11 protein-coding genes and 2 pseudogenes are annotated in these 15246 nt (G+C 62.4%); 10 read left to right on the forward strand and 3 right to left on the reverse strand.

Annotated features, from left to right (window positions below; translation table 11 throughout):
* Both argS and BLL36_RS12495 read right to left on the reverse strand, forming a co-directional pair.
* Complete coding sequence (gene argS / locus BLL36_RS12490; RefSeq protein WP_076951742.1) at positions 1–1737, reverse strand: arginine--tRNA ligase; 1737 nt, start codon at positions 1735–1737, stop codon at positions 1–3.
* 203 nt (positions 1738–1940) lie between these two features.
* Complete coding sequence (locus tag BLL36_RS12495; protein WP_076951743.1) at positions 1941–4160, reverse strand: primosomal protein N'; 2220 nt, start codon at positions 4158–4160, stop codon at positions 1941–1943.
* A 362-nt stretch (positions 4161–4522) separates the two neighbouring features.
* Between BLL36_RS12495 and rpmE the strand changes: the two genes are divergently transcribed.
* From rpmE to BLL36_RS12510, 3 genes are all read left to right on the forward strand, one after another.
* Positions 4523–4753, forward strand: coding sequence for a 50S ribosomal protein L31 (rpmE, locus tag BLL36_RS12500; protein WP_049710411.1), 231 nt, complete (start codon positions 4523–4525; stop codon positions 4751–4753).
* A 14-nt stretch (positions 4754–4767) separates the two neighbouring features.
* Positions 4768–5574, forward strand: coding sequence for a thermonuclease family protein (locus BLL36_RS12505; protein WP_076951744.1), 807 nt, complete (start codon positions 4768–4770; stop codon positions 5572–5574).
* Between the two features lie 181 nt (positions 5575–5755).
* On the forward strand, positions 5756–7024 hold the full coding sequence (locus tag BLL36_RS12510; protein ID WP_049710409.1) for a malic enzyme-like NAD(P)-binding protein: 1269 nt from the start codon (positions 5756–5758) through the stop codon (positions 7022–7024).
* 206 nt (positions 7025–7230) lie between these two features.
* On the opposite strand, the gene BLL36_RS12515 is transcribed toward BLL36_RS12510, so the two are convergent.
* A complete protein-coding gene (locus tag BLL36_RS12515) occupies positions 7231–9702 on the reverse strand; it encodes a penicillin-binding protein 1A (RefSeq protein ID WP_394329486.1) in 2472 nt (823 codons plus the stop codon).
* Positions 9703–9753: 51 nt separating this feature from the next.
* Here BLL36_RS12515 and BLL36_RS31020 point away from each other — a divergent pair, with 51 nt between their 5' ends.
* The 7 genes and pseudogenes from BLL36_RS31020 (at position 9754) to aroB (ending at position 15240) form a co-directional block, all read left to right on the forward strand.
* Complete coding sequence (locus BLL36_RS31020; RefSeq protein WP_157697320.1) at positions 9754–9900, forward strand: hypothetical protein; 147 nt, start codon at positions 9754–9756, stop codon at positions 9898–9900.
* A gap of 23 nt (positions 9901–9923) precedes the next feature.
* A pseudogene (gene pilM, locus BLL36_RS12520) lies at positions 9924–10577 on the forward strand (type IV pilus assembly protein PilM).
* A complete protein-coding gene (locus BLL36_RS12525) occupies positions 10574–11128 on the forward strand; it encodes a PilN domain-containing protein (RefSeq protein WP_076951746.1) in 555 nt (184 codons plus the stop codon). The pseudogene pilM and the gene BLL36_RS12525 overlap by 4 nt, the downstream one beginning before the upstream one ends.
* Positions 11125–12096, forward strand: a complete 972-nt coding sequence (locus BLL36_RS12530; protein ID WP_076951747.1) for a pilus assembly protein PilP — start codon at positions 11125–11127, stop codon at positions 12094–12096. Before BLL36_RS12525 ends, BLL36_RS12530 begins: the two co-directional genes overlap by 4 nt.
* A gap of 138 nt (positions 12097–12234) precedes the next feature.
* A pseudogene (locus BLL36_RS12535) lies at positions 12235–13491 on the forward strand (type IV pilus secretin PilQ); the annotation flags it as partial.
* Positions 13492–13495: 4 nt separating this feature from the next.
* On the forward strand, positions 13496–14014 hold the full coding sequence (aroK, locus tag BLL36_RS12540; RefSeq protein ID WP_076951749.1) for a shikimate kinase AroK: 519 nt from the start codon (positions 13496–13498) through the stop codon (positions 14012–14014).
* A gap of 125 nt (positions 14015–14139) precedes the next feature.
* On the forward strand, positions 14140–15240 hold the full coding sequence (gene aroB, locus BLL36_RS12545; protein WP_076951750.1) for a 3-dehydroquinate synthase: 1101 nt from the start codon (positions 14140–14142) through the stop codon (positions 15238–15240).
* Positions 15241–15246 lie beyond the last annotated feature (6 nt).

Raw genomic sequence — 15246 nt, forward strand, 5'->3', positions numbered from 1 at the left:
TTACATACGCTCCAGGGTTTCCAGGCCCAACAGTTCCAGGCCTTGCTTGAGGGTGCGTCCAGCCAGCGCGGCGAGGCGCAGGCGGCTTTGCTTCTGGGCTTCGTCGTCGGCGGTCAGGATCGGGCAGTTCTCGTAGAAGCTGGAGAACAGCCCCGCGACTTCGTACAGGTAAGTGCACAGAATGTGCGGGGTGCCTTTCTCGCCGACGCTGTTCAGCACTTCGCCGAATTGCGCCAGTTTGGCGGCCAATTCCTGTTCGTGTGGCGCTTCCAGCACGATCCGGCCTTCGACTTCGCTGAAATCCTTGCCCAGCTTGCGAAACACACCCGCCACACGGGTGTAGGCGTACAGCAGGTAGGGCGCGGTATTGCCTTCAAAGTTGAGCATCAGCTCGAAGTTGAAGCTGTAGTCGCTGGTGCGGTGCTTGGACAGGTCGGCGTATTTCACCGCGCCAATGCCCACCACGCGGGCGATGTTGCGCAGGTCGGCCTCGGCCAGTTCCGGGTTTTTTTCCTTCACCAGGTTGTAGGCACGTTCCTGGGCTTCGGTCAGCAGGTCGATCAGCTTCACGGTGCCGCCGTCGCGGGTCTTGAACGGACGGCCATCGGCGCCGTTCATGGTGCCGAAGCCCATGTGTTCCATGTGCATCGGGTGGGTGACGAAACCCGCCTTGCGCGCCACCGCGAACACTTGCTGGAAGTGCAGGGCCTGGCGCTGATCGACAAAGTACAGGGCGCGGTCGGCCTTGAGGGTGCCACTGCGGTAGCGTATGGCGGCCAGGTCGGTGGTGGCGTAGAGGTAGCCGCCATCGGCCTTGACGATAATCACCGGCAGCGGCTCGCCTTCGGCATTCTTGAATTCGTCGAGGAACACGCACTGCGCGCCGTTGCTCTCGACCAGCATGCCGGCGGCCTTCAGGTCGTTGACCACGTTGACCAGGTCATCGTTGTAGGCGCTTTCGCCCATCACGTCGGCCATGGTCAGCTTGACGTTGAGTAGCTCGTAGATCTTTTGGCAGTGCGACAGCGAGATGTCCTTGAACTTGGTCCACAGCGCCAGGCATTCGGCATCACCGGCTTGCAGCTTGACCACCAGCCCGCGGGCGCGGTCGGCGAATTCCGTGGACTCGTCAAAGCGCTTCTTGGCCGCGCGGTAGAAGTTTTCCAGGTCCGACAGTTCGTCGCTGGTGATCGGGTTTTCCTGCAGGTAGGCCATCAGCATGCCGAACTGGGTGCCCCAGTCGCCGACATGGTTCTGACGGATGACTTCATCACCCAGGAACTCCAGGACCCTCGCCACGCCGTCGCCGATGATGGTCGAGCGCAGGTGGCCGACGTGCATCTCCTTGGCCAGGTTAGGCGCCGACAGGTCGACCACGGTGCGCTGGGCCGGGCTGGCTTTGCGCGCGCCCACGTGAGCGTCGGCCAAGGCCGCGTCGAGCCGATTGGCCAGGGCCTGGGTGTTCTGGAAGAAGTTGATGAAGCCGGGGCCGGCGATTTCGGCCTTGGTGACACTCTCGTCGGCAGGCAGCGCGGCAATGATCTTCTCGGCCAGGTCGCGCGGCTTCATGCCGGCGGGCTTGGACAGCATCATCGCGATATTGCTGGCGAAATCGCCGTGGGTCTTGTCGCGGGTGTTTTCCACCTGGATCGCCGGCGACAGGCCTTCAGGCAACACACCTTCGTTGACGAGTTGGGTGATGGCTTGTTGGATCAGCTGGCGAATGGTGTCTTTCATGGTGTTCTCTTTCGACCGCAAGCGGCGGCGCGCGATGCGCAGGTGGAAAAACTCGGCATTATCCGTGGCGAGGGCGGGCTTGCCAACCGTTCAGAGTGGGTGGCGGACCTGCGGGCTCCAATCGCGGGCAAGCCCGCTCCCACATTTAACGCTGTTCACATTTCAAAATGTGGGAGCTGGCTTGCCTGCGATAGGTCCATCTATCAATACAAATCCACCGGGTCCACATCCAGCGACCATCGCACCTGACGGCCGCCGGGCATTTGCTCCAGGGCAAGTAACCAGCTGCTTAATAGCCGATGCAGCGGCGCGCGGGAGGTGGCTTGCAAGAGTAACTGCGCACGATAACGCCCGGCGCGGCGTTCCATGGGCGCGGGCACCGGGCCGAGCAGTTCGATGCCGGTCAGACCCAGTTCGCCGAGCAAACGTTCGGCGGCGCTGCACGCTTCATCCAGGAAACCTTCGGCCTGGCCCGGTTTATGGGCTTCGGCGCGCAGCAGCGCCAAGTGGGAAAAAGGCGGCAGGCCGGCGGCGCGGCGTTCGCTCAGCGCCTGCTCGGCGAAGGCAAAGTAGCCTTGTTCTGTGAGCTGGATCAGCAGCGGGTGGTCGGCCAGGTGCGTCTGGATAATCACTCTGCCTGGCTCTTCGGCACGCCCCGCGCGGCCGGCAACCTGTACGATCAACTGCGCCATGCGTTCGCTGGCGCGGAAGTCCCCGGAGAACAGCCCGCCGTCAGCATCCAGGATCGACACCAGGGTCACCCGTGGAAAGTGATGCCCTTTGGCAAGCATCTGCGTGCCGATCAAGATGCACGGCTGGCCTTTCTGGATGGTGGCGAACAACTGGTTCATCGCGTCCTTGCGCGAGGTGCTGTCGCGGTCGACCCGTAGCACCGGGAAGTCCGGGAACAGAATGCCCAGGCGCTCTTCGGCCCGCTCGGTCCCTGCGCCGACCGGGCGCAGGTCGACCTTGCCGCACTGCGGGCAGTGCCGTGGTACGCGTTCCACATGGCCGCAGTGGTGGCAGCGCAGCTCGCCGTGGCGCTGGTGCACGGTCATGCGCGCGTCACAGCGCTCGCACTCGGACATCCAGCCGCAGTCGTGGCACAGCAGGGTCGGTGCAAAGCCCCGGCGGTTGAGAAACACCAGGACCTGTTGGCCGGCGGCCAGTGTTTGGCCGATGGCTTGCTGCATCGGGCCGGAAATACCGCTGTCCAGCGGCCGGCTTTTGACGTCCAGGCGTAGGAAGCGTGGCTGCTTGGCGCCGCCGGCGCGCTCGTTGAGGCGCAGCAGGCCGTAGCGGCCGGTGTAGGCGTTGTGCAAACTCTCAAGGGACGGCGTGGCCGAGCCCAGCACTATCGGAATGTCTTCCTGGCGTGCGCGTACCAGCGCCAGGTCGCGGGCATGGTAGCGCAGGCCTTCTTGCTGTTTGTAGGACCCGTCGTGCTCCTCGTCGATGATGATCAGCCCGGGGTTTTTCATCGGCGTGAACAGCGCCGAGCGGGTGCCGATAATAATGTCGGCTTCGCCATCGCGCGCCGCCAGCCAGGATTCCAGGCGTTCACGGTCGTTGACCGCCGAGTGCACCAAAGCGATGCGCGCGTTGAAGCGTTGTTCGAAACGCGCCAGGGTTTGCGGGCCCAGGTTGATCTCGGGGATCAGCACCAGGGCCTGTTTGCCGGCCTGCAGGGTTTCGCGGATCAACTGCAAATAGACTTCGGTCTTGCCACTGCCGGTGACGCCGGCCAGCAGGAAAGCGTGGAAACTGTCGAAACCGGCGCGAATCGCTTCATACGCGGCACGTTGTTCGGGGTTCAGCGGCAATTCCGGCTGGGCCAGCCAATGTTCGTGGCGCGGGTCGGGGGCGTGCTTGCGGATTTCCACCTGCACCAGGCCTTTGGCCAGCAGCAGGTCAAGGCTGTCCTTGCTCAGCATCAGCTTGCTCAAGAGCTGATGCGCCACGCCGTGCGGGTGCTGGGCCAGGGTCGCCAGGGCTTCACGCTGGCGCGGCGCACGGGCGATGCGTGGGTCGTCGAGGCGCGCGCCGGGCACCGTCGACCAGAAGCGTTCCTGGCGCGCCTCGGCCAGCTCGCCCTGGCGCAACAGCACCGGCAGCGCCCAGCTCAAGGTGTCGCCCAGGCTGTGCTGATAATACTGCGCGGTCCACAGGCACAGCTTGAACAGTGCGGGCGGCAGCGGCGGGGTGGCATCGAGCATGGCCAGGGCGGGCTTGAGTTTGTCTGCGGGCACTTCGCTATGGTCGGCGACTTCCACCAGGATGCCGATCATTTCCCGGCGCCCGAACGGCACGCGCACGCGCATGCCTGGCTGCAACTGCGCGCGCAGCACGCCGGCCGGGGCCCGGTAATCGAACAGGCGGCGCAGGGGCGAGGGCAGGGCTAGGCGCAAAATGGCGTCGGGCACACGAAGTCTCATCTATAAAGGCAGGCGGTGTTGCAGGGGCGCGAGCCTAGCAGACCGGCGGTGGAGGTGTCCTGTCTGTGGTGTGGGAATGACACTGCCGGGATACGGCGCAGTTCCTGTGGGAGCCGGGCTTGCCCGCGATGGCGGCGCATCAGTCGCCAGAGAGGTTGATGGCCCACCGCCATCGCGGGCAAGCCCGCTCCCACAGGGACTATGGTGTGCCAAGATTTTCTGATGAAAGGATGTCTTGGGCCATCCCCGCCGCTTGCGCGTTTAAAAAGGTCTGGTAGAATCCGCGGCCTAATTACGTGCGGTATTCGACAATAGTGTCGAGTGGCGGCACGCTAGCCCGAGGAAGTGCCATGAAAGCCGATATCCATCCAGCGTACGAAACCATCGAAGTCACCTGCAGCTGCGGTAACAAGTTCGAAACCCGTTCGAACCTGTGCAAGCCACTGGGTACTGACGTATGCAACGAGTGCCACCCGTTCTACACCGGTAAGCAGAAAACTCTGGACACCGGCGGCCGTGTACAGCGCTTCGCAGATCGCTTTGGTGCTTTCGGCAAAAAGCCTGCTACTCCAGCAGAGTAAGGCTCAAAAGCCTCATGGGCTTTTGCCAGCTGTTGAAAAAGGCGTCCCTTGCGGGCGCCTTTTTTGTGCCTGGGATTTGGCTGACGACCGCCTACGCCGAGGTATTTTGCCCAGCGCCGGCGTCTGTGGCCAGCGTCGAGGTTCAGCGGGTGGTGGATGGCGACACGCTGCGCCTCAAGGATGGCCGCAGCGTGCGGATGATCGGCCTCAACGCCCCGGAGACCGGCAAGCGAGGCCGTCCTGACGAGCCCTACGCCATCGCTGCCCGCCAGCGTTTGCAAGCGTTGGTGGAGGCCAGTGACGGTCGCGTCGGCCTGGTGCCGGGGCGCGAGAGCAAGGACCGCTACGGCCGCACGCTGGCCCACCTCTACGCTGCCAACGGCGAGAACCTTGAAGCGCAACTGCTGGCCGAAGGCCTGGGCTATCAGGTGGGCGTTGCGCCCAATGTCGACCTCGTCGCCTGCCAGCGGGCCGCTGAAAACAGCGCCCGGCAGGCGCGGTTGGGCCTCTGGCGGCAATCTCCGGTGATGGGCGTGGCGCAACTCAAGCAGCCCGGCTTCGCCCTGGTCAGCGGCCGTGTGAGCAAGATCGAACGCAATCGAGGTGGGGTCTGGATCCAATTGCAGGGCTCACTGGTATTACGCATTTCACCCGAACTCACCCGCCACTTCGACTCCGCACTGCTCAATGGTCTGCCCGGCAAGACGATCGAGGCGCGCGGCTGGGTGCAGGATCGTGCCCGGCGTGGCAGCCGAAAAAACGATCAGGCGCGCTGGTTGCTCCCATTGACCGACCCCAGCATGCTCAAATCGACTTTTTAATAAAAAATTGTAGACATTTTTTTAGCTGATTGTGAACAGTTTAGCCCTTGTATCCCGTGGCCTTAGACCAAAGTACGGCGCTTTGGGGTCTTGACACCCGTGACTGCCCAGTCTTGTGGGGACTTTGCGACACGCGTATCCTCGGCGGTCCGTCGACCAACAGTAAAAGCGGAATGCCGATATGTCTGATTTGAAAACTGCCGCTCTCGAATATCATGCCCATCCTCGTCCAGGAAAGCTGAGTGTAGAGCTCACCAAGGCCACTGCCACCGCCCGCGACCTGTCGCTGGCCTACAGCCCTGGTGTTGCCGAGCCCGTACGTGAAATCGCCCGCGACCCCGAACTGGCGTACAAGTACACCGGCAAAGGCAACCTGGTTGCAGTGATTTCCGATGGCACCGCGATTCTGGGCCTGGGTAACCTCGGCCCATTGGCTTCCAAGCCGGTCATGGAAGGTAAAGGCGTGCTGTTCAAGCGCTTCGCCGGCATCGACGTTTTCGACATCGAAGTCGACTCCGAAAGCCCGCAGGCCTTCATCGACACGGTCAAACGCATTTCCATCACCTTCGGTGGCATCAACCTGGAAGACATCAAGGCACCTGAGTGCTTCGAGATCGAAAAGGCCCTGATCGAACAGTGCGACATTCCGGTATTCCACGATGACCAGCACGGCACCGCGATCGTTACCGCGGCCGGCATGATCAACGCCCTGGAAATCGCCGGCAAGACCCTGGCTGACGCCAAGATCGTCTGCCTGGGCGCCGGTGCCGCGGCTATCTCCTGCATGAAGCTGATCGTGAGCATGGGCGCCAAGCTGGAAAATATCTACATGGTCGACAGCAAGGGCGTCATCCAGTCCGAGCGTACCGACCTGAACCAGTACAAGGCGATGTTTGCCCACCCTTCGTCCAAGCGCACCCTGGCTGATGCCCTTGACGGTGCAGACGTATTCGTCGGCCTGTCCGGCCCGAACCTGCTGAGCGCCGAAGGCCTCAAGTCCATGGCGGCCAACCCGATCGTCTTCGCCTGCTCCAACCCGGACCCGGAGATCTCGCCGGAACTGGCGCACGCCACGCGCAACGACGTGATCATGGCCACTGGCCGTTCGGACTACCCTAACCAGGTCAACAACGTATTGGGCTTCCCGTTCATCTTCCGTGGCGCCCTGGACGTTCGCGCCAAGCGCATCAACGAAGAGATGAAAGTCGCTGCCGCCAACGCCCTGCGTGAACTGGCCAAGCTGCCGGTGCCTCAGGACGTGTGCGATGCCTACGGTGGCGCCAAGCTGGAATTTGGTCGTGAGTACATCATTCCCAAGCCAATGGATAAGCGCCTGATCACCCTGATCTCCGATGCCGTGGCCAAAGCCGCCATCGAGACGGGCGTGGCGACCCTGCCGTATCCGAAGAACTACCCGCTGCAAAGCGTGGATGATGTGTTCAACGGCTAAGCCTGCGTAGCGCACCAACAAAAAGCCCCGGCTCTCGCGAGTCGGGGCTTTTTTGTGGCGATTCACTTGAGCCCTGTGGAGATCCAAGTGTGGGAGCGGGCTTGCCCGCGATAGCGATGGGTCACTCAGCTCATGTGGCGCCTGACACACTGCAATCGCGGGCAAGCCCGCTCCCACATTGGTTCTGTTTCAGGCCATAAATCTTATTAGAACAGATCGATCGGCGCCGCCTCATCCGCCGGCAGCGGGCTGCCCGGCGCAACCCCATTGCCCAACTCGTTGACCGACGGCGGCGTGTCTTCGCTCTTGAACAGCTCGAAGTACGCATTCGGCGTGCTGGGCGATGCCGCGCGGCCACTGATCGGGTCGATGCGCAGGCTGAGGATACCTTCCGGCTCCGGTTGAGTGTGCAACGGCTTGTCCTTCAAGGCAGCGCCCATGTAGCTCATCCAGATCGGCAGTGCGACGGTGCCGCCGAACTCGCGGCGGCCCAGGCTTTCCGGCTGGTCGTAGCCGGTCCATACGGTCGTCACATAGTCGGCGTTGTAACCGGAGAACCAGGCATCCTTGGATTCGTTGGTGGTACCGGTCTTGCCGGCGATATCCGCGCGGCCAAGGGCCAGGGCGCGGCGGCCGGTGCCCTTCTTGATCACGTCTTCCAGGATACTGTTGAGGATGTAGGTGGTACGGCCATCCACGATGCGCTCGGCCACGGCGGGTGCCTGTGGTTCGGTAGCGGCGGCGTTGGCGGCGGCGTTGGCGGCCGGCGCAGCGCCCGGGGTTGGCTCGATGGTGATACCGCCGTTGCTCGGTGCCGCCAGGCCATCGGTTGCCGCCACGCCGTTGACCACGTCGCCCGGCACGCGTGGCGGGTTGGCGGTGAACAGGGTGTCACCGTTGCGGCTTTCAATCTTGTCGATCAGGTACGGCGCGATCTTGTAGCCGCCGTTGGCAAAGGTGCTCCAGCCGGTGGCGATTTCCATCGGCGTGAGGGTCGCGGTGCCCAGTGCCAGGGACAGGTTGGGCGGCAGGTCCGATTTGGCAAAGCCAAAACGCGTCATGTAATCGATGGTCTTGCCCACGCCCATCGCCTGCAGCAGGCGGATCGACACCAGGTTGCGCGACTTGTACAGCGCCTCGCGGATGCGGATCGGGCCGAGGAAGGTGTTGGTGTCGTTCTTCGGACGCCAGACCTTGTCCAGGTACTCGTCGACAAACACGATCGGTGCATCGTTGACCAGGCTGGCGGCGGTGTAGCCGTTATCCAGCGCGGCGCTGTAGATGAACGGCTTGAAGCTCGAGCCGGGCTGGCGCTTGGCCTGGATGGCACGGTTGTAGTTGCTTTGCTCGAACGCGAAACCGCCGACCAGCGCGCGGATTGCACCGTTCTGCGGGTCCAGGGACACAAGCGCGCCCTGGGCCAGCGGTACCTGGCTGAACTTGAGGCTGTCATCCTTCTGGCGTTGCACGCGGATCAAGTCACCCACCTGCGCCACGTCCGCTGGCTGCTTGGGCATCGGGCCCATGCTGTTGGTGTTCAGGAAGGGGCGTGCCCATTTCATGCTGTCCCACGCCACATGGGCTTCGCCGGTGCGGGTCAGCACCTGCAGGCCGTCTTTCTTCACTTGGGTGACGATGGCCGGCTCCAGGCCGCTGATGGTGCGTTGCTTGCCCAGCTCGGTGGTCCAGGCGCTCAGGGTCTTGCCCGGCAGGCGCGATTCAGGGCCGCGGTAGCCGTGGCGCTGGTCATAGGTGATCAGGCCGGAATGCACCGCTTCGTTGGCGATTTCCTGCAGGTCGCTGGGCACGGTGGTGGTGACACGAAAGCCCTCGGTGTAGGCCTCGCTGCCGTAGCGGCCGACCATCTCGGCGCGCGCCATTTCAGCGATGTAGGGGGCGTTCACTTCCGGCGTCGGCACGTGGTAGCTGGCGTTCAGCGGTTCGGCAACGGCGCTTTCGTAAGCGGCCTGGTCGATCTTGCCCAGCTTGTACATGCGCCCCAGGATCCAGTCGCGGCGTTCTTTACTGCGTGCCGGGTTGGCCAGCGGGTTGAAGCGTGAAGGGGCCTTGGGCAGGCCGGCGATCATGGCCATTTGCGCCAGGCTGGCGTCACGAATGGACTTGCCGTAGTAGACCTGTGACGCCGCTTCGATCCCGTAGGCACGGTTGCCCAGGTAGATCTTGTTGACGTACAGCTCGAGGATTTCATCCTTGGTCAGTTGGCGCTCGATCTGCAGAGCCAGGAGGATTTCGGTGGCCTTGCGTGAAAAACTGCGCTCGCTGGTGAGGAAAAAGTTCTTCGCCACCTGCATGGTGATGGTGCTGCCGCCGGACTGAATGTGTCCGCTTTTTACCAACTGCGTGGCCGCCCGCACCAGGCTGCTGGGGTCGACGCCATAGTGGTTGGCAAAATTATCGTCTTCGGCCGAGAGCAGGGCGCTGATGAAATTGGGTGGAATGTCGGCAAAACGGATCGGTGTGCGGCGCATTTCGCCGAACTCCGCGATCAGTTTTTCATCGCTGCTGTAGACCCGCAAAGGAATCTGCAACTGGATACTTCTAAGGGCCTCTACGGAGGGCAAACCCGGACTAAGGTAGAGGTAGGCCCCGCTGAACACGAGCAGCAGCCCGCAAACGATGGCGACAATGGAGTACCCGAAAAACTTCAGCAGACGAATCAAGGCTTTTGGATTTCCAGAGAAAAGAATGGGTTAGGCGTCGGGGCGTGCATGACAAACGATGGATCGACCCGAGCTGCAGATGAAAAGCGGGAAAAAACGCTGGGCATTAAAGCATTTTTCGACTTCGGGCGTCATGGGCGCCTGCTCAACAAGTCGACCGAATGCATGGCGCGCAGCGGCAATCAGGCGGTATGACAGGCAAAGTTTTAGGGAGTTTTATGAGAAAGGGATTTTTCACCCGAAAAGTCGACACCCTGCTGGGCGTCGACATCAATGACACGACAATCCGGATGGTCGAGCTCGGCTGTTCAGGCGGCGACTACACCATTGAGGGTTACGTCACCCAGGCGTTGCCCAGCCACGCGGTGGTCGACGGCACATTCCTCGACCTCGAAGGCGTAGGGCGTGCGTTGCGCAGTGCCTTGGCGCGGTTTTCGACATCGGTCCGTGGCGCTGCCGCTGCAGTGGCCGGGCCGTCGGTGATCACGCGGATGGTCGAGATGGAGGCGGGGCTCACTGATGATGAGATGACCTGGAGGATCCAGATGGAGGCAGACCAATACATTCCTTATCCGCTTGATGACGTGGCCATCGACTTTCAAGTGCGCGGGCCGACGGCACTCGACCCAGGCCGTGTCGAGGTACTGCTCGCCGCGTGCCTGAAGGAACATGTGGAGGCACGCGAAGCGGTTCTGGCCCTGGCCGGGCTGGTGCCGAAGGTGGTCGATGTCGAAGCGTTTGCATTGGCGCGCGCTTGCGGTCAGGATTTCGCCAGCTTCACGCCGAGCCATCGAGTCGATGGTGCATAATGGGCCGTGGATGCCCAGGGGATGGGAATTGCTTGCGGGTTGGCCCTGAGGAGTTTCGCTTGAAGACACGAATCAACCTATTGCCTTGGCGCCAGGCGCTGGCAGAGCGTCGGCGCAAGTATCTACTGGCGTGTTTGCTCGCATTCGTCAGCGCGGCGCTCGCGGCTGTGTGGCTGGCGGACCAGGTGATCGACAAGGCCATCGACCGGCAGGTGACCCGCAATGACCATCTGGGCAAGGACGTCAGCGGTCTTGACGCACGCATCAGGACCATCGACGACCTGCAGGAGCAAAGCCAGCAATTGGCGCAACGCATGAAAGTCGTGCAAGACCTGCACGATGCCCGCTCGTCCGGTGCACAACTGTTGGATCAATTGGCGCGCGCCGTCCCCGACGGCGTCCACCTGCATGAAGTGGTCGCGAAGGGCGATACGGTGAGTATCAGTGGCAGCGCTGAATCCAGCCAGGATATCGCCCAGTTGATGCGCCGCCTGGAAGCCGCGCAAGGCCCCCATTCCACGCGGTTGCAACACGTGCAAGCGGAGGGCGCGCGCGGCAACAATGAGTTCCAGTTGATGGTGCGTCAGGGAGAGTCTTCCGAGGCTCAGCCATGAGCCTGTTGCCAAGGCTCAACTTTTCCGCGCTCACTCACAACGCTGCAAAATGGCCACTGCCCGGCAAAGCCCTGTTGGGCTGTGCGCTGGCTGGCCTGGTAGGGGTGGCGGGTGAGCTTGTATACCTGGGCCCGTCGCGGCAGCGCTTGCACCAGGTCGAGGCGCAGGAAGTGGCCCTGCAGCAGCAAATCGCCCGCAAGACAGCCCTGGCGGCCAGCCTTGAGGCGCGCAGCCGCCAGCTTGAGCTTATGCAGGCGAAGGCCGACGAGCTTTTACAGGCGTTGCCGGGCGAGTCCCAAATGCCTGGCTTGCTGGAAGACATCGCGCGCCTGGCGCTGGCCAATGGCCTGCTGGTCGAGAGCGTTACCCCGTTGGATGAACAACCCTTTGCGTTCTTCCACGAGCAGCCTGTGCGGGTTGGGGTGACAGGGGTCTATCACGACCTGGCGATGTTCCTCAGCAGCCTTGGCGGCCTGTCGCGAATCGCTACGGTGCATGACGTTGCCCTGCGGCGTGATGGCAAGCTGCTGCGCCTTGATCTGTTGGCCAAGACCTACTGGCATGCGCAGGCTGGCTGGCGGGGCGGACCGGTCGCGCAAGGGCAGCCTTTTGTCTACGACTCATCCGGGCTGCGCGATCCTTTTCAACTGCTTGCGGTTCAGGTCGACTACTTGCCGGGTCGCCCTTCCCGTGCGCCGGATCTCACTCGGCCGCGTGGAATCCTGGAAGGGCTTGCGCTGGATCAGTTCGAAATGGTCGGCACGCTGTCCCGCGGGCTGCAGGCGTTCGCCCTGCTGCGGGCCTCCTCCAGGGTGCATCGCCTGGCAATTGGCGATTATCTGGGGCCGGACCATGGCCGCATCACCGCCATCCATGAGCGCTCCATAGAACTGATGGAGCTGTTTCCCGATGGCCAGGGCGCGTGGCTGGAGCGTCCGCGCACACTGCTGTTAAACGTCAACTCATAACGGAATCAAACAATGAAAAGGACTTTTTCGTCCTTCGGTGTGGCGCTATGGATAGCGTTCACGGCACCGATGGCTGCTGCTGTGCCCAATCGTATGGACCTGATCCAGTTGCCGCCCCCCGGCAACGCCGCGTCAAATGCCTACACGGGCGATAGGCTCAACCTCAACTTCCAAAGCATCGAGTTGCGCACCGCGTTGCAGCAAATTGCCGATGTGGCGGGCCTCAACCTTGTTGCCAGCGACGATGTGCAGGGCTCGATCACCTTGCGCCTCAAGGATGTGCCCTGGGACCAGGCGTTGGACCTTGTGCTGCAGGCCAAAGGCTTGGACAAGCGCCTGAAGGCTGGCGTATTGCTGGTAGCCCCTGCCGAGGAACTGGCCGCGCGCGAGCTGCTCACGCTGGAGTCGCGCAAGCAAATGGCCGAACTGGCGCCGCTGCGCCGGGAACTGCTGCAAGTCAACTACGCCAAGGCGGCGGACCTGGCCAAGTTGTTCCAGTCGGTCACGGGCCTTGAAGGCGTTACCGATGAACGTGGCTCGGTGGCAGTCGATGATCGCACCAACAACATCATTGCCTACCAGACCGGGGAGCGGCTGGAGGAGCTGCGTCGCATCGTGGCACAGCTGGATATTCCGGTGCGCCAGGTAATGATCGAGGCGCGGATCGTCGAGGCCAATGTCGATTACGACAAAAGCTTGGGCGCACGCTGGGGAGGGCGGCTCAATCGCGGCAACTGGGGCGCGGGCGGCATCGCGAAACCTCAGCCTGAAGGCGCCGAGCCGCCGCCAAACCCACCCAGTTCGCCCTTTGTGGACCTTGGCTCGCTCACCGGTACCTCGGGCCTGGGGATCGCCTTTATCACCGACAACCTGCTGCTGGACCTGGAACTCACCGCCATGGAAAAAACCGGCAACGGTGAAATCGTCTCGCAACCCAAGGTGGTCACTTCCGACAAGGAAACCGCACGCATCCTCAAGGGCACCGAGATCCCCTACCAGGAATCCAGCTCCAGTGGCGCTACCTCGGTGTCGTTCAAGGAGGCCTCGCTGTCCCTGGAGGTTACCCCGCAAATCACACCCGATGACCGCGTGATCATGGAGGTCAAGGTGACCAAGGATGAGCCTGACTACCTGAACAAGCTCAACGATGTGCCGCCGATCAAGAAGAACGAGGTCAACGCCAAGGTATTGGTCAAGGACGGCGAGACCATCGTCATCGGCGGGGTTTTCTCCAATACCCAAAGCAAAGTGGTAGATAAAGTGCCATTTTTAGGCGATGTGCCGTATCTTGGCCGCCTTTTCCGGCGCGATGTGCTGGCGGAGAAAAAATCCGAGCTGCTGGTATTCCTGACTCCGCGTATTATGAATAACCAGGCGATTGCTGTGAGTCGTTGATTCTGTGCGAAATTTGATTCTTGTAGGACCGATGGGGGCTGGAAAAAGCACCATCGGCCGTTTGCTGGCCAAAGAGCTGCGCCTGCCATTCAAAGATTCCGACAAGGAAATTGAATTGCGCACGGGTGCCAATATCCCATGGATCTTCGATAAGGAAGGCGAACTGGGCTTTCGTGACCGCGAGCAGGCGATGATTGCCGAACTGTGCGGCTGCGACGGCGTGGTATTGGCCACGGGCGGCGGCGCAGTGATGCGTGACGAGAACCGCCGCGCGCTGCATGCCGGTGGTCGCGTGGTTTACCTGCATGCGTCGGTCGAGCAGCAGGTGGGCCGCACCGCCCGCGATCGCAATCGCCCGTTGCTGCGCACGGCCAACCCGGAAAAAACCTTGCGGGATCTGCTTGCGCTGCGTGATCCGCTGTACCGGGAAATTGCCGATCTGGTGGTGGAAACCGATGAGCGGCCACCTCGGATGGTGGTTCTCGACATTTTAGAGCGCCTGCAACGGCTGCAACCCCGTTAAAGCCAGGCCCGAAATGCGCTATTCTCGGCGGCGCGCTATCACCCTGTGGGGTGTGGCGTAGAGCCATCAGGCAGCGTCGTAACTCGACGTTACCGGTCGTCAATACATCTCTAACGCGGGGACACATGCAGACACTTAAGGTCGATCTAGGCGAGCGCAGCTACCCGATCCATATTGGCGAAGGTCTGCTGGACCAGCCCGAGTTGCTTGCCCCGCATATTGCCGGTCGGCAAGTGGCGATAATCTCCAACGAAACGGTCGCGCCGCTGTATCTGGAGCGTCTGAGCCGCAGCCTGGCGGCCTACTCGGTGATCTCGGTGATCCTGCCGGACGGCGAAGCCCACAAGAACTGGCAGACCCTGCAACTGATCTTTGATGGCCTGCTCACCGCACGCCACGACCGCCGCACCACCGTGATCGCCCTGGGCGGCGGTGTGATCGGCGACATGGCCGGCTTCGCCGCCGCCTGCTACCAGCGCGGCGTGGACTTTATCCAGGTGCCGACGACCTTGCTGTCCCAGGTTGATTCGTCGGTGGGCGGCAAGACCGGTATCAACCACCCGCTGGGCAAGAACATGGTCGGCGCGTTCTACCAGCCCCAAGCCGTGCTGATCGACACCGCGACCCTCAACACCTTGCCGCCGCGCGAGTTGTCGGCGGGCCTGGCGGAAGTCATCAAGTATGGGCTGATCTGCGACGAGCCGTTCCTGGCCTGGCTCGAAGAACATGTGGACGCGCTGCGCAACCTTGACCAGGTGGTACTCACCGAAGCGATTTCGCGCTCCTGCGCCGCCAAGGCGCTGGTGGTAAATGCCGACGAACGGGAGTCCGGCGTGCGGGCTACGTTGAACCTGGGTCACACCTTCGGCCATGCGATCGAAACCCATATGGGCTATGGTGTGTGGTTGCATGGGGAGGCCGTAGCGGCTGGCACGGTGATGGCATTGGAGATGTCGCAACGCCTGGGCTGGATCAGTGCCCAGGAGCGAGATCGCGGCATCCGCCTGTTCCAGCGGGCCGGGTTGCCGGTCGTCCCGCCGGAGGAGATGACTGAGGCGGACTTCCTCGAACATATGGCGATAGACAAGAAAGTGATCGACGGTCGACTGCGACTGGTGCTGCTGCGCCACATGGGCGAAGCGGTGGTAACCGACGATTATCCGAAAGAGATTCTACAGGCCACGCTGGGAGCGGATTACCGCGCCCTGGCCCAGCTTAAAGGTTAACAAGAC

It is taken from the genome of Pseudomonas cedrina subsp. cedrina, assembly GCF_001983175.1.
Classification (GTDB): Bacteria; Pseudomonadota; Gammaproteobacteria; order Pseudomonadales; family Pseudomonadaceae; genus Aquipseudomonas; species Aquipseudomonas cedrina.

What these genes read in the sequence shown, in the direction of transcription:
- argS (WP_076951742.1), bottom strand. Translation starts at nt 1,737, where the DNA reads ATGAAAGACACCATTCGCCAGCTGATCCAACAAGCCATCACCCAACTC.
- rpmE (WP_049710411.1), top strand. Translation starts at nt 4,523, where the DNA reads ATGAAAGCCGATATCCATCCAGCGTACGAAACCATCGAAGTCACCTGC.
- BLL36_RS12505 (WP_076951744.1), top strand. Translation starts at nt 4,768, where the DNA reads ATGGGCTTTTGCCAGCTGTTGAAAAAGGCGTCCCTTGCGGGCGCCTTT.
- BLL36_RS12510 (WP_049710409.1), top strand. Translation starts at nt 5,756, where the DNA reads ATGTCTGATTTGAAAACTGCCGCTCTCGAATATCATGCCCATCCTCGT.
- BLL36_RS31020 (WP_157697320.1), top strand. Translation starts at nt 9,754, where the DNA reads ATGACAAACGATGGATCGACCCGAGCTGCAGATGAAAAGCGGGAAAAA.
- BLL36_RS12530 (WP_076951747.1), top strand. Translation starts at nt 11,125, where the DNA reads ATGAGCCTGTTGCCAAGGCTCAACTTTTCCGCGCTCACTCACAACGCT.
- aroB (WP_076951750.1), top strand. Translation starts at nt 14,140, where the DNA reads ATGCAGACACTTAAGGTCGATCTAGGCGAGCGCAGCTACCCGATCCAT.